A 13,396-nucleotide genomic window follows, 5' to 3' on the forward strand; every position below is an offset into this window, starting at 1 on the left:
GAGCCCTGTGCGGGCCGGCCCTCGGTGGCCGGCGGTCGCGGTCGTCATGGCGTCTTCGGCGCTGCGAGGGCCGGTACGTCCCAGTCGCGGGCGACCTCGGCGGTGTCGGCGCCCGGCCGCGCGGGGCCGGTGCGCACGCGCGTGGGCGTCGCGGAGAAGCGGGGCGCGGGGGCGGGCTGGGTGATGCCGCCGTGGTCGGTGAAGGTGCCGCGCGCGGCGAGGTGCGGGTGCGCGGGAGCCTCGCGCAGGGACAGCACGGGCGCCACACAGGCGTCGGAGCCCTCGAAGACAGCGGTCCAGTCCTCGCGCGTACGTTCCTTGAAGCGCGCGGCGACGGCCTCGCGCAGCTCGTCCCAGCGGGCCAGGTCCTTGCGGGCGGGGGCCGCCTCGGCGAGGCCGAGCAGCGCGATGAACTCGTCGTAGAACCGCTGCTCCAGAGGGCCCACGGCCATGTGTCCGCCGTCGGAGGTCTCGTAGGTGCCGTAGAAGGGGCAGCCGCCGTCGAGGAGGTTGGCGCCGCGCCGGTCCTGCCAGCCGCCGGCCGCGAGCATGCCGTGGATCATCGTGGAGAGGTGCGCGGCCCCGTCGACGATCGCGGCGTCCACGACCTGCCCCGTGCCGTGGGCGCGGGCGTGGGTGAGCGCGGCGAGGACGCCGACGACGAGGTAGAGCGAGCCGCCGGCGTAGTCGCCGAGCAGGTTCGCGGGAATCGCGGGTGGCTCCCCCGCCTTGCCGATCATGCCGAGGGTGCCGGTGATCGCGATGTAGGCGATGTCGTGCCCGGCGCTCCGGGCGAGCGGCCCGTCCTGGCCCCAGCCCGTCATGCGGCCGTAGACGAGCGCCGGGTTCCGCGCGTGGCAGGCCTCGGGGCCGACGCCGAGGCGCTCGGCCACGCCGGGCCGGTAGCCCTCGATGAGGACGTCGGCGCGCTCGACCAGGTCGAGGACCCGTCCCGGGCCGCCGGCCGCCTTCAGGTCGATGAGCACGGAGCGTTTGTTGCGGTTGGTGACGTCGTACGCCGGGTCGATCGCGAGGCCGCCGCCGTCCGGGCGGTCCACGCGCACGACGTCGGCGCCGAGGTCCGCCAGGAGCATGGCCGCGAACGGGCCGGGCCCGATGCCCGCCAGCTCCACCACGCGCACCCCGGCGAGCGGCCCGTCAAAGCCCTTGCCCGGCACTGCCATTGAGCCCCCAGCGCTATGACACAACTGATGTAACACCAGTGATGCTAAGAACGTGTTCCACTGTGCACAAGCCCTTGACGAGCAAGCGCTTAGCCAATCTTGGCCCCACGAGGGCCGGGGGCGCGGGCGCCACCCCCTGGGGACGCGCGCTAGCCTCGGCCACCCAACTGCCCCTGCGTACGGCGAAGAGGTGTCATGACCGGTCAGCACGGCGAGAACGGCGGGAGCAAGGCGGCGGACGGCGCGGAGGGCCCGCCGAGCGGTGCGAAGGACGATCGCGCGTACGACATCGTGCTCTTCGGCGCGACCGGCTTCGTCGGGGTGCTCACCGCGGAGTACCTCGCCAGGCACGCGCCCGAGGGGCTGCGGTGGGCGATCGCGGGGCGCGACACGGGCAAGCTGGAGCGGCTGCGCGAGCGGCTGGCCTCGATCGTCCCGGCGCGCGCGGGGCTTCCGCTGGTGCGCGCCGATGTGGCGGACCCCGCCTCCCTGCGAGAGCTGGCCGCTCGGGCGCGCGTGGTCGCCACGACCGTCGGCCCCTACCTGACGTACGGGCAGGAGCTGGTCGCCGCGTGCGCGGACGCGGGCACGGACTATGTGGACCTCACGGGTGAGCCCGAGTTCGTGGACGTGATGTACGCGCGGCACGACGCCCGCGCCCGGGAGACGGGCGCGCGGCTCGTGCACTCCTGCGGCTTCGACTCGGTCCCGCACGACCTGGGGGCGTACTTCACGGTGGGGCAGCTGCCGGAGGGGGTGCCGCTGCGCGTCGACGGGTTCGTGCGGACGAACGGGCGCTTCTCCGGCGGCACCTTCGCGTCGGCGCTCAATCAGTTCGCCCGGGGGCCGCAGATGATGGCCGCCGCCAAGGAGCGGCGGCGCCTCGAGCCGCGCCCGGCGGACCGCAAGGCGTACGCCCCGCCGAGCGCTCCGCGGTACGCGGGGGAGGTCGGCGCGTGGGCGCTGCCGCTGCCGACGATCGACCCGCGGGTGGTGCAGCGCTCGGCGCGGGCCCTGGAGCGGTACGGGCCCGACTTCCGCTACCGCCACTACGCCGCCGTGCGGACGCTGCCGATGGCACTCGGCGGCACGGTCGCCGTCGGCGGCCTGGCCGTCGCCGCGCAGCTGCCGCCCGCCCGGCGGTGGCTCTCGGACCGGCTCAAGCCCGGTGACGGGCCCCGGCAGGAGGCGCGGGACAAGGCGTGGTTCTCGGTGCGGTTCGTCGGCGAGGGCGGCGGCAAGCGGGTCTTCACCGAGGTCGCGGGCGGTGATCCGGGGTACGACGAGACGGCGAAGATGCTGGGCGAGTCGGCGCTGTGCCTCGCGCTGGACACCCTGCCGCCGGTCGCCGGGCAGCTCACCACGGCCGTGGCGATGGGCGACGCGCTGCTCGCGCGACTGCGGGCCGCGGGGCTCACCTTCCGGGTGGCCTCGGTGCGCTAGCCTCCCGCGAAAGTCCTGGTCATGCTCCCGAGGCCCTCATCGAGGGCCTCGGGAGTTCTTGCGTTGACCGGCGTTGAAGCGCGCCTTCTTCTGGCGATTCCCACAGGTATTCATGTCGCACCATTTACGGGTACGGCTCCGACTGGTGTCGAAGAAGGCGGCCCGGCAGGTCGGCGATGCGCACAAGGCCAGTCTTCCGTCTCGTGCGCCGGCGATGACGCTGATCGCGTCGGCGGCGATCACGCCGAGGGCGTCCGCCACGCAGGAGGCCGAGCCGAGCAGCCAGCGCCGCTCACCCTCGGGCGTCAGGACGGCCGCGGCCCGGCCTTGGGCGCTGCGGTCATTGATGACCTGGACAGCGGGGGCGGGGAGAGGCTCCTGGAGCGCGCGCGCCGTCGCAGCGGCGTGGATCGACTCCCTCAGTTCCCGGGCGAGGTCGAGCTGCGCGGGGGTGCAGGACGGCACGGCGAGACCGCTCACCGTCAGCCAGTCGACGAGTCGGTGCGGCGTGGGAATGCGCTCCACCGCGTTGCCGTGACGCTCCGACAGGGTCCCCGTGAAGCTGGTCGCCAGCACGTCACCGAGGCGGAAGTCAGGGAACTCAGCAGGCATGGAACCACCTTAGCCGGTTGCGCGTCGACTGGACGGCGCGATAGAACCGTCTTAGCCGGTTCACACCTGTTCGTGGCCGGCTCCGCGACGGCCAGGAGGTCTCATGTCCCGTCCGACCAATGACGTCCACGCATGCGAAGTCCGTGCCACTGATGCCGAGCTCGACGATCTGCGCGCACGACTGGCCTCGGCGCGACTGCCGGAGCCCGAGACCGTCCGCCGCGCCGCGCCCGGTCCTCACCGATGGGAACAGGGCGTTCCGCTCGCCGACCTCGTGGACGTCGTGAACTACTGGCGCACCGGGTACGACTGGCGGGCATTCGAGGCGCGCCTTGACCGGATCGGCCAGTTCCGCACGGTCGTCGACGGTCTGGGAATCCACTTCCTGCACCGCCGGTCGACGCGCGCGGACGCCACTCCCCTGCTCCTGACGCACGGCTGGCCGGGCAGCGTCGCCGAGTTCGTCGATGTCGTGGACGAGCTGGCGGAGCCAAAGGACGTGGACGCGCCGGCGTTCCACGTCGTGGTCCCGTCACTGCCCGGCTTCGGTCACAGCGACAAGCCGGCCACCACCGGGTGGGGGACCGAGAAGATCGCGGCCGCGTGGGTGGAACTGATGGGCAGGCTCGGCTACGACACGTTCGCGGCCCACGGCGGCGACTGGGGAGGTGTGATCACCACGATCCTCGGCGGCAGGTTTCCGGAGCGGGTCCTCGGCATCCATACGACGCTGGCGCAGGCGCCGCCCGGGTTGTCGACGGACGGGCTGACCGCGGGCGAGCGCGAATGGACCGAGGAGACCCGCGATTTCTGGCACCACCACACGGCGTACGCGAAGCAGCAGGCGACCCGGCCGCAGACCATCGGCTACTCGCTCGTCGACTCGCCGGTCGGGCTTCTCGCGTGGATCCTCGACAAGTTCGCCGAGTGGTCGGACACCGAGGACAGCCCGTTCGAGACGATTTCCCTGGACCGGCTTCTCGACAACGTCACCCTGTACTGGCTGACACGGACCGGCGCGTCGGCGGCCCGGATCTACTACGAGAGCCACGACTCGCTCGACCCGGAGCTTCGGGTGGACGTCCCGTCGGCGATCACGACGTATCCCCGCGACATCGAGAAGTATCCGCGTGCGTGGGCCGAGGAGCGCTTCCGCCAGATCGTCCGATGGAGGTCGCCCGCAACCGGGGGGCATTTCCCGTCGCTTGAGGTCCCCGAGTATTTCGTCGAGGACCTGCGGGACGGCCTGGCGGCGGTGCTGGCCGCTCGTCGGTCCTAGCGGGAACGGTTGTACACCTGCGCGGGGGTGGTGCCGTCCCTGTCGTCGCGCCGGAGCCTGTCCTCGCCCATCAGGGTCAGCGTCGACGGTCCGCCGGGCGTGCACGCCGAGGGCGGTTTGCCGGACGTCACCGTCGAGCTGCTCAACCTGACGACGCCAGAGGTGACGGAGTCCAGTCTCGCTGCGAACACACAGCGGTATGCGCCGCCCCCCTCCTTTGTCCCGACTGCCGTCAGGGTCATCACCGTCTCGTCCACGTGTCCCTGCCGGATCACCATCTTCCGGGTGTGGAGCCCCTCCCCGTTCTCGACGGTCGTCTCCCAGGTACCGAGGTACTCCTTCGGCAGAACGCCCGCCGGCTGGTGAACCGGTGGCTGCTCCGCCACGCTCAAGCCCCCCTCGTGGTGCACGTAGGCGCCCAAGGCAACGGCCGTGACGGCGGCAGCCGCGGCCAAGACCAGTCCACGGTGGGGCCGTTCCCTGACCGGGGGCCGTCCCGGCGCCGCACCCAGAGTCACCAACGGGGACGGCGCGGACCGTGTGCTGCGACCCGCGCTCTCCCCTCCCACCTTCCGCGCCGCCGCCTCGGCCGTCGCGTCTGCGGGCAGGCGGTGCGCACGGATGCCGATGATCGCCGCGGCGGCCCTGCGCGTCAGCGTGAGGCCCTGCGCGAGGGGCAGGGCGCGAGCGTGGCTCGGGCGCCGGTCGACTCCGATCGCGGCCGCGGCCGCGCGACGGAGCAGCGTGGGCCGGGTCATTCCGTGCCGCTCCGGCCCGCGGCCGGACGCCGGGAGACAGGCCGCTCGGCCGGCGGCCCGGTCACCGGTGGTGGAGCGTCCTGCGGCGGGGGGACCTGCGGCGGGGCGCCCTGCGGTGCTTCGGGGGCGCCGATGAGGACTCCCGCCAGCCGGGTGTGCTTGAGCTGGACGAGGATCAAGGGCGCCGACGCCCCGACGGCGAACGTCGCGAAGCCGCCGTCGATCTGCCCCCAGGCCGCCATGAGCAGGGCCACCCCGGCTCCCATCACCATGTGCACCACGGCTGCGATGCTCTGGCCCGCGACATCGTAGTAAGCGCTGAAGGCAGGAGGCGGTCCCTCGGTCTCGGGCTGCTCGGAGAGGCGGAACTCCTGCCGTCGCAGGAGCCATTCGGTCATGCAGTCATAGGCGTGCACGACTCCACGCACCGCTCCGCCCGCCGCCCCGATCAGAAGCAGACTCGCCGTGTCCACGTGCCCCCAGTCCGTGCAGAGAGACTCAGACGGTCGACACAGAAGGCTACGGCCCACCCTCCGACAAGAGAAGCCCACCCATGCCGACAAGGGGCCCGGCCTTCCCCCGGACCGGACCCCTCGGCGTGTGCTGTGCCTCGCTAGGCCGCTTGGCCCGTCGTCGGGTGGAAGTTGATGCGTTCCCTGACGACGGGGAAGCCGGCCTTGGTGAAGTTCGCGGCCATGGGGAAGTTGCCCTGGTCCGTCGCTCCGGTGACGAACTCCGCACCCTGCTCGACGAGCAGGTGGGTGCACTCCGCGAGGAGGTCGTAGGCGTAGCCGTGACCGCGCTGTTCCGGGACGACGCCGATGAAGCCGACGGTCGGGCCGGAGGGGTTGTGGGCCGGGATGTGGATGCCGGCCAGGTCGCCCTCCGGCGTGTGCGCGGTCTGCCACCACTCCCGTGGGGAGGGGCACCAGTGGAAGAAGTCGAGTTCCTCCTGGGCCGCCTGGTCGAGGCCGCCCTCTTCGATGGCCCTGAGCGCGTGGGCGTCCAGGGTGACGGAGTGGATGCGGCGCAACGCGTCGAAGAACACGGCGTCGTCGGGTTCGGCGCTGAAGCGCAGGCGTCCGGGCCGCTCGGGCAGACCTCGTTCCGGGGTCCAGCGGTACAGGAAGCGCTCCACCAGGAGTTCGTACCCCGCGGCCCGTGCGGCGGCGAAGCGCGCCTCGGCGGCGGCCCGCAGGTCGGTCTTCTCCCGCCAGCCGCCCGGCAGGTTGATCTCGAGTTCGACCTGCCGGGGAGCGGAGCGCAGGAGCTCGGCCCCCGCCTCCTCCTCGCCCTCGGCCACGTCGAACCAGTTGATGTTCATGGGCTGCGCGTCGTCGGGCCCGCCCCACCACGCGCCGCGTGCGACGACCACGCCGTCGCGCAGGGCGACGCGCTTCCAGTCGGGGCGGAACCGGGTACGCCGGTGGCCCTCACGGGCGCCCAGGGGGTCGGGGAGTGCGTCGAAGAGATGAGCGTCGCTCGCGGTGAGCGCGCGGATGACCACTTCGGTCATGGATTCCTCCGGGATACAGGCTGCTTGGAGCGCTCCCGGTCAGAACTCACGAACCACGCCGGGACAGCGGAAAGAGGGAGCGCTGGAAAGGTGTGAACCGCACGGCACTCGCCTCCTTCCATCCGTCTCAGGGCGTGGAACCACACCCTAAGCGCTCCCCCGCGGACCCGTCCACGGATTTCCTCGCGCCCCGACCCGCGAACCGGGTCTGGCATGTGTGGGCGCGGCGACACGGGCTGAAGCCCACCGCGCCTCCGCCGCCACGAGCGGCGACGGAGGCGCGGGGCCATGGCCTCGGGATCAGGCGACCGGCACGGGATATGTCGGGTACTCCACCCCGGACACGTGCTGGACGACCCGGATGACCTGGCAGGAGTAGCCGAACTCGTTGTCGTACCAGAGGTAGAGGATCGCGCTGTCGCCGTCGACCTTGGTGGCGCCCGCGTCGACGATCGAGGCGTGGCGCGAGCCGATGAAGTCGTTCGAGACCGCGTCGGGAGCGCTGGTGAAGTCGATCTGGCGCTTGAGCGGCGAGGTCAGCGAGACGTTGCGGAGGTAGTCCAGGACCTCCTCGCGGGTGGCCTCGCGGCCGAGCGTGAGGCTGAGGATCGCGATCGAGACGTCCGGCACCGGGACCCGGATCGAGCTGCCGGTGATCGGCGCCTTCAGGTCCGGCAGCGCCTTGGCGACGGCGGAGGCCGCACCGGTCTCGGTGATCACCATGTTGAGCGGCGCCGAGCGGCCGCGGCGGTCGGCCTTGTGGTAGTTGTCCAGGAGGTTCTGGTCGTTGGTGAAGGAGTGGATGGTCTCCACGTGGCCGCGCAGCACGCCGTACTCGTCGGCCATCGCCTTCAGCGGCGGGACGATCGCGTTGGTGGTGCAGGAGGCGCAGGACAGGATCCGCTCGTCCGGCTTGATCGTGTCGTGGTTGACGCCGTGCACGATGTTGGGCACGTCGCCCTTGCCCGGGGCGGTCAGGACGACCTTGTCGACACCGGGGCGCAGGTGCTTGGAGAGGCCCTCGCGGTCACGCCACTTGCCGGTGTTGTCGATGAGGATGGCGTTCTTGATGCCGTACGCGGTGTAGTCGACCTCGGTGGGGTCGTTCGCGTAGATCACCTTGATCTCGTTGCCATTGGCGATGATCTTGCTGTTCGCCTCGTCGACGGTGATGGTGCCCTGGAACTGGCCGTGGATGGAGTCGCGGCGCAGCAGCGAGGCCCGCTTCACGATGTCCTCGGCGGCCCGCTCCCCTCCCCCGCGCACGACGATGGCGCGCAGCCGCAGGCCGTTGCCGGAGCCGGCCTTCTCGATGAGCAGGCGGGCGACGAGGCGGCCGATGCGGCCGAAGCCGTAGAGGACGACGTCGCGGCCCTCGCGGCACTCGATCTTGTTCTCGCCGGTGGCGCCGGCGACCGCCTCCGCGGTGAACTCGGCCACCGACAGGCCGCGGTCGTCGCTCTTGTACGTCGCGGCGAGCATGCCGATGTCGATCTGGGACGGGCCGAGGTCCAGCGCGGTGAGAGCCTGCAGGAAGGGCAGCGTCTGGGTGACCGACAGCTCCTCGCCGGCGATCTGCCGGGCGAAGCGGTGGGTCTTGAGGATGCTGACCACCGACTTGTTCACCAGGGAGCGGCTGTGCAGCAGGACCGTCACGTCCCGCTCGCGGTGCAGCTTCCCGATGATCGGGATCATCGACTCCGCGATCTCCTCGCGGTTCTTCCAGTTGGTGAACGAGTCGTCGTTGACAGTCACAGGTTTCTCTTTCGAGCTAGGCGGCGCTCATATGCTAACCCGCTCGTCTTTTGATCGTTCACCCGGTCGCTCCACCGCTTTCACCTGGCCGTTTCCCGCAAAGCGGCCCGGCAGAGCGCGTCCGCGCGGCGGGTGGTCTCCGGCAGCCGATACCGGGGCGTGAGCCGCAGGGCGTGGGCGCACGCCCCGGCCTGCGTCACCCGGTGACCGGCCGAGACGAACACCGGCTTCACGCCCTCCCGGGTGCGCAGCGCCCGGCCCACCTCCTCCGTCCCGTCCAGCAGCGGTGAGCTGCTGCCCCGGGGCGCGGCCGGAGCCTCGTACGAGAAGGTGAAGGGGTTCTTCGCGACGCCCATCGTCGCCAGTCCCGTCAGGACGCCGAGGTGGCTCGCGAGGCCGAAGCGGCGCGGGTGGGCGACGCCGTAGCCGTCGCAGACGACGAGGCCGGGGTCGACCGTGAGCCGGGAGAGGGCGGCGAGCACGGCCGGGATCTCCCGGAAGGCCAGCAGGCCCGGCACGTAGGGGAAGGCCACGGTGCCGACCGCCGTCGCCTCCTCGACCACGTCGAGCGTCGCCGCGTCCAGCACGACCACGGCGGCCGCGACGACGTCCCGCTCGTCGTCGTAGGCGACGTCCACCCCGCTCACGTGTCCGGTGCCGGGCGGCGGGCCCTGTTCGTCGAGGACCACGCGGGCGCGCAACTCGTCCTGGACGGCGCGCGCCGCCGCCTCGTCGGAGGGCCAGTCGGCGGGAAGTGAGTAACTGATCATGATGCGCGTCAGCCTAGGGCGTGTGGTGAACGTCCCGTCTGCCTGGCGACGCCTGGCACGCGCCCTAGTGGGGCGCCGTTCCGGGCCGACCGGAGCCGCACGACGGGGGTAGCCTCGCGATCATGTTCATTCTCGAATTGACCTACACCGCGCCCCTGTCCGCCGTCGACGAGCAGCTGGCCGCCCATGTGGCGTGGCTCGACGAGCAGTACGCGGCGGGGACGTTCATCGCCTCCGGGCGCAAGAATCCGCGCGACGGCGGTGTGATCATCGCTGTGGCGGAGGACCGCGCGCGGATCGAGGAGATCACCGCCGCGGACCCCTTCGTCGTGGCCGGGGTGTGCGCGTACCGGATCACCGAGTTCTACGCGACCAAGACGGCCCCGGAGTTGGCCTCGTACCGCGAGCAACTGCCCGCGTAGCCGCGTCCGGGGCGGCCCCGTCAGCGCTCCGGGCGGGTTCAGCGCTCCAGGCGGGCGACACGCCCCTTCTCGCCGGACGCCCAGCAGCCCCCGTCCCGGGCGCAGTCCACGGTGTCGAACGACCCGGGGTCGACCGTGCGCCAGGTCCGCCCGCCGTCCGAGGTGAGGTCCGTGCCCGTGGGGCCGACCGCGAGGGCGGTGGTGCGGCTGTGCGGCAGCCAGGCCACGCCCGAGCGGTAGGCGGGCGGCGGCCGCCCGGCCGGGGTCCAGGTGCGGCCGCCGTCGCGGGTGTGCGCCGCCGCCTTCGGCGAGGCCTGGTCGGGGCGGTAGTCGCCGCCGACCGCGATGCCGTGCGTACGGTCGCGGAAGGCGAGCCCGAAGACACCGCGGGCCGGGTCGCCGGCGGGGATCGGCGCGTCGGTGGCCCGCCAGGTCAGGCCCCGGTCCGCGGAGTGCAGGACGCGCGCGCGGGCCGCGCCGCCGGTGGCCAGCCACACGTCGCGCGGCCCGGCGGCCACCAGGCACTGGCCGCTCGCCGCGAACGCCGCCTCGCCCTCCTGCGCCCGGGGCATGCCCGTGTTCGGCAGCACCTTCCAGGAGCGGCCGCCGTCGGCGGTGGACAGGACGCGGTACCTGCCGTCGACCGGGTCGCTCAGCGCCAGGCCGTGGCGGGGGTCGAAGAAGGTCACGCAGTCGTAGAAGGCCTTGGGGTCGGTGTTGCGGAAGGACTCCGTCCAGGTCGCGCCGCCGTCGTCGGTCCGCAGCACCCTGGACGCCTCGCCCTCGCCGATGGCGAGGACGACCGCCCGCCGGGCGTCGAAGGCCTCGACGTCCCGGAGTTCGAGCGCGGCGCCGCCCGGTGGGGAGACATCGCGCCAGGTCCTGCCGCCGTCCGACGTGCGCAGTACGGTCCCCTTCGAGCCGGCCACCCAGGCCGTGTCCCGGCTGACGGCGGCGAGGCCCCGGAAGCGGGCGTCGGTGCCGCTGTCCTTGAGCTGCCAGCTCGGGGCCCCTTTGGGCGTCTGCCCCGGGCCGTCCGGCCGGGCGGTGGCGGGCGAGGCGAGGACACCCGCGGCGAGCGCCGCCGCGCACACCGCCGTCGGCACCGCGCGCCTCATCGACTTCGACTTCCCCATGGGCCTCATGGCGGGCGAAGCTAGCCGACGCGCCGCGGCTCGTCCAGATGGCCTGAAGGCGTCCCCCGCGGGACGGGCGGCGGGAACCGCGGGCGCTCCCACGGTGTCGCGGTGACAGAGGTCACTCGGTCTCACCCTCCTCGCGTGTGCACGGAACCCGTCTTTCCGTCGTCTATCCAAGTGCCGACCCCAGTCGTCCAGCAGTCAGTGAGGGAGCAGGCGTTGTCCACCGTCATCGAGCAAGCCGTAGAGGCCCGCCTGGTCGCCACCGCGCCGCGGATGCCGACCATTCCCGCGACACTCCACTACGACCGGCGGGACCCCTTCGCCGTGCGGATGAGCTTTCCCGCTCCCGCGACCCTGGAGGGCGTCGAGGTCTACTGGACCTTCGCCCGCGAGCTGCTCACCGACGGCGTGGAGCGCGCGGTCGGCCACGGCGACGTGCGGGTGCGCCCGTACGGCTTCGACCGCACGGTCCTGGAGTTCCACGCGCCCGAGGGCACGGCGATCGTCCACATCCGCACCGGGGAGCTGCGTCACTTCCTGCGCCGTACGACGACGCTGGTGCCGGTCGGCCAGGAGCACCGGCACGTCGATCTGGACCAGGACCTCGCGGAGCTGATGCGGGACGCGTGCTGAGGGAGGGACACGCGCCGGTCTCCCTCAGCCGGCAGCCCCGGCCCGTACTCCCTCGGGCCTGCCCCTCCCCCACGCCCGCTCAGCCGCCGAGCAGCGTGTTCAGCTCCCCGTAGTCGAGGCCGCCCTCCAGCGGTCCGTACGTCCCCTTCGCCAGCAGTTCCAGCGCGGCTTCCCGTACGACGGCGTGCGCGGCCTGGGCGATGCGCGCGCCGGTGCTGACGCGCGCGACCCCGAGCGCGGCGAGCTCCGCGACGGACGGCGCCCCTGGCCCGGCCGTCACGTTGAGCGGGCCCCCGACGCCCGCGACCAGCGCCGCGAGCGTGTCGGGGCCCGCGACGCCCGGCACGAAGATCCCGTCGGCCCCCGCCGCCAGATAGGCGGCGGCCCGCTCCAGGGTGAGCGCGAGCCGGTCCGCCTCCTGGCCCACCGCGCGCAGATAGGTGTCCACGCGCGCGTTGATGAACAGCGGGACCCCCGCCGCGTCCGCCGTCTTGCGGGCCGTCTCGATCCGCGCCGCCTGGTCGGCCGGCGCGCGCAGCGGCGCGTCGCCCTCGTACGCCGCGTCCTCGATGTTCACGCCCACGGCGCCCGCCGCGAGGACCCCGCGCACCGTCTCGGCGACGCCCGCCGCGTCCGTGGCGTAGCCGCTCTCGATGTCGGCGCTCACGGGCACGCCCACCGCCGCGGCGATCGTGGCCACGGCCCCCAGGGCGCGGTCCCTGCCCAGCCTGTCACCGTCCGCGGAGCCGAGGTCCCAGGCGACGCCCGCGCTGGTGGTGGCGATCGCCCGGGCGCCCGCCGCCTCGATGACCCGGGCGCTCGCGGCGTCCCAGGCGTTGGGCAGCACGAGGGGGCGGCCCGCGGTGTGCAGGGCGCGGAAGGCGAGGGCGGCTTCACGAAGGTGCGTCGTCATGCGGCGTACTCAACCAGCGGCCCTGACCGGTGTCCGGCGGAAATCCGACATCATCGTGACGTGCCGGGGGTGTCCCCGCGGTTCAGGGCGCGATCGGGAGTTCCCGCTTGTGCGCCGTCAGCCGGTAGCGCTGGATGATCTTGGCTGCGACGGTCTCGTCGACCGGCTCGCCCTCCAGGAAGGCGTCGATGTCGTGGTAGGTGACGCCGAGCGCCTCCTCGTCGGACAGACCCGGGTTCAACGACTCCAGGTCGGCCGTCGGGACCTTGTTCACCAGGGCGTCCGGTGCGCCCAGCTCCCGTGCCAGGGCGCGGACCCGCCGCTTGGTGAGGCCGGTGAGCGGGACGACGTCCGCGGCGCCGTCGCCGAACTTGGTGAAGAAGCCGGAGGCCGCCTCGGCCGCCTGGTCGGTGCCCACCACCAGGCCCTCGTGCGCCCCCGCCACCGCGTACTGGGCGATCATGCGCTGGCGGGCCTTGATGTTGCCGAGGACGAAGTCCTGGTGGTGGGCGTCCCGGAAGAGGGCGCCGCCCGTCACCACGGCCTCCAGGGCGGCGTCGGAGGCGGGCTTCACGTCGACGGTGAGGATCTTGTCCGGCCGGATGAAGTCCAGCGCCACCTGGGCGTCGTGCTCGTCGGCCTGGGCGCCGTAGGGCAGCCGCATGGCGAAGAACGTCGCCTCCTGCCCCGAGTCGGCGCGGACCCGCTCGACCGCGAGCTGACACAGCCGCCCCGCGGTCGTGGAGTCCACGCCGCCGCTGATGCCGAGCACCAGGGAGCGCAGGCCGTTGGAGGTCAGCTGGTCGGCCAGGAAGGCCACGCGGCGCTCGATCTCCTGCCGCACGGCGAAGTCCGCGCTCACCTGGAGGGCCCGGGCGATCTCCTGCTGCGCGGAGGCGGTCTCCTGCCGCGGGGAAAGGGACGCACGGTCGGTCATGGTCGCTCCTGCTGTCGTTCCTGCTCTTGTTT

General features: G+C 72.8%; 14 protein-coding genes. 4 read left to right on the plus strand and 10 right to left on the minus strand.

Translation table 11 applies throughout. The features are described 5' to 3' along the window. Positions 1–44: 44 nt before the first annotated feature. The gene (locus tag ABZ385_RS01405) at positions 45–1,184 is read right to left on the minus strand and encodes a CaiB/BaiF CoA-transferase family protein (protein ID WP_358909018.1); all 1,140 of its coding nucleotides are present in this window, start codon (positions 1,182–1,184) and stop codon (positions 45–47) included. A 195-nt stretch (positions 1,185–1,379) separates the two neighbouring features. Between ABZ385_RS01405 and ABZ385_RS01410 the strand changes: the two genes are divergently transcribed. Further along, on the plus strand, positions 1,380–2,627 hold the full coding sequence (locus tag ABZ385_RS01410) for a saccharopine dehydrogenase NADP-binding domain-containing protein (protein ID WP_358909020.1): 1,248 nt from the start codon (positions 1,380–1,382) through the stop codon (positions 2,625–2,627). Between the two features lie 36 nt (positions 2,628–2,663). On the opposite strand, the gene ABZ385_RS01415 is transcribed toward ABZ385_RS01410, so the two are convergent. Then, positions 2,664–3,239: a CGNR zinc finger domain-containing protein gene (locus tag ABZ385_RS01415; RefSeq protein WP_358909022.1), complete on the minus strand. Its 576-nt coding sequence runs from the start codon at positions 3,237–3,239 to the stop codon at positions 2,664–2,666. 103 nt (positions 3,240–3,342) lie between these two features. Between ABZ385_RS01415 and ABZ385_RS01420 the strand changes: the two genes are divergently transcribed. Continuing rightward, complete coding sequence (locus tag ABZ385_RS01420; protein ID WP_358909024.1) at positions 3,343–4,518, plus strand: epoxide hydrolase; 1,176 nt, start codon at positions 3,343–3,345, stop codon at positions 4,516–4,518. Here ABZ385_RS01420 and ABZ385_RS01425 read toward each other — a convergent pair. From ABZ385_RS01425 to ABZ385_RS01445, 5 genes are all read right to left on the minus strand, one after another. Beyond that, a complete protein-coding gene (locus tag ABZ385_RS01425) occupies positions 4,515–4,973 on the minus strand; it encodes a hypothetical protein (RefSeq protein WP_358589545.1) in 459 nt (152 codons plus the stop codon). The genes ABZ385_RS01420 and ABZ385_RS01425 overlap by 4 nt on opposite strands. Before the next feature lie 299 nt (positions 4,974–5,272). After that, the gene (locus ABZ385_RS01430; protein ID WP_358909025.1) at positions 5,273–5,674 is read right to left on the minus strand and encodes a hypothetical protein; all 402 of its coding nucleotides are present in this window, start codon (positions 5,672–5,674) and stop codon (positions 5,273–5,275) included. Positions 5,675–5,889: 215 nt separating this feature from the next. After that, positions 5,890–6,792, minus strand: a complete 903-nt coding sequence (locus ABZ385_RS01435) for a GNAT family N-acetyltransferase (protein WP_358909027.1) — start codon at positions 6,790–6,792, stop codon at positions 5,890–5,892. A 300-nt stretch (positions 6,793–7,092) separates the two neighbouring features. Continuing rightward, positions 7,093–8,547, minus strand: coding sequence for a glyceraldehyde-3-phosphate dehydrogenase (locus tag ABZ385_RS01440; protein WP_358589550.1), 1,455 nt, complete (start codon positions 8,545–8,547; stop codon positions 7,093–7,095). An 80-nt stretch (positions 8,548–8,627) separates the two neighbouring features. Beyond that, a complete protein-coding gene (locus tag ABZ385_RS01445; protein WP_358589552.1) occupies positions 8,628–9,317 on the minus strand; it encodes an endonuclease V in 690 nt (229 codons plus the stop codon). Positions 9,318–9,439: 122 nt separating this feature from the next. Here ABZ385_RS01445 and ABZ385_RS01450 point away from each other — a divergent pair, with 122 nt between their 5' ends. Beyond that, positions 9,440–9,739 (plus strand): YciI family protein, encoded by a 300-nt coding sequence (locus ABZ385_RS01450; protein ID WP_358589555.1) that lies wholly within the window; start codon positions 9,440–9,442, stop codon positions 9,737–9,739. A 38-nt stretch (positions 9,740–9,777) separates the two neighbouring features. Here ABZ385_RS01450 and ABZ385_RS01455 read toward each other — a convergent pair whose 3' ends face one another. Next, positions 9,778–10,884, minus strand: coding sequence for an oxidoreductase (locus ABZ385_RS01455; RefSeq protein ID WP_358909029.1), 1,107 nt, complete (start codon positions 10,882–10,884; stop codon positions 9,778–9,780). A 213-nt stretch (positions 10,885–11,097) separates the two neighbouring features. Here ABZ385_RS01455 and ABZ385_RS01460 point away from each other — a divergent pair, with 213 nt between their 5' ends. Next, complete coding sequence (locus ABZ385_RS01460; protein ID WP_358584906.1) at positions 11,098–11,514, plus strand: SsgA family sporulation/cell division regulator; 417 nt, start codon at positions 11,098–11,100, stop codon at positions 11,512–11,514. A gap of 79 nt (positions 11,515–11,593) precedes the next feature. Here ABZ385_RS01460 and ABZ385_RS01465 read toward each other — a convergent pair whose 3' ends face one another. Then, positions 11,594–12,427 carry an isocitrate lyase/phosphoenolpyruvate mutase family protein gene (locus tag ABZ385_RS01465; RefSeq protein ID WP_358584908.1) on the minus strand — a complete coding sequence of 278 codons (834 nt, stop codon included), beginning with the start codon at positions 12,425–12,427 and terminating at the stop codon, positions 11,594–11,596. Between the two features lie 82 nt (positions 12,428–12,509). Further along, positions 12,510–13,364 carry an ammonia-dependent NAD(+) synthetase gene (gene nadE, locus ABZ385_RS01470; protein ID WP_358584910.1) on the minus strand — a complete coding sequence of 285 codons (855 nt, stop codon included), beginning with the start codon at positions 13,362–13,364 and terminating at the stop codon, positions 12,510–12,512. Positions 13,365–13,396 lie beyond the last annotated feature (32 nt).

Origin of the sequence: Streptomyces sp. NPDC005898, assembly GCF_040629635.1 — a bacterium.
In the GTDB taxonomy this organism is placed as follows: Bacteria; Actinomycetota; Actinomycetes; order Streptomycetales; family Streptomycetaceae; genus Streptomyces.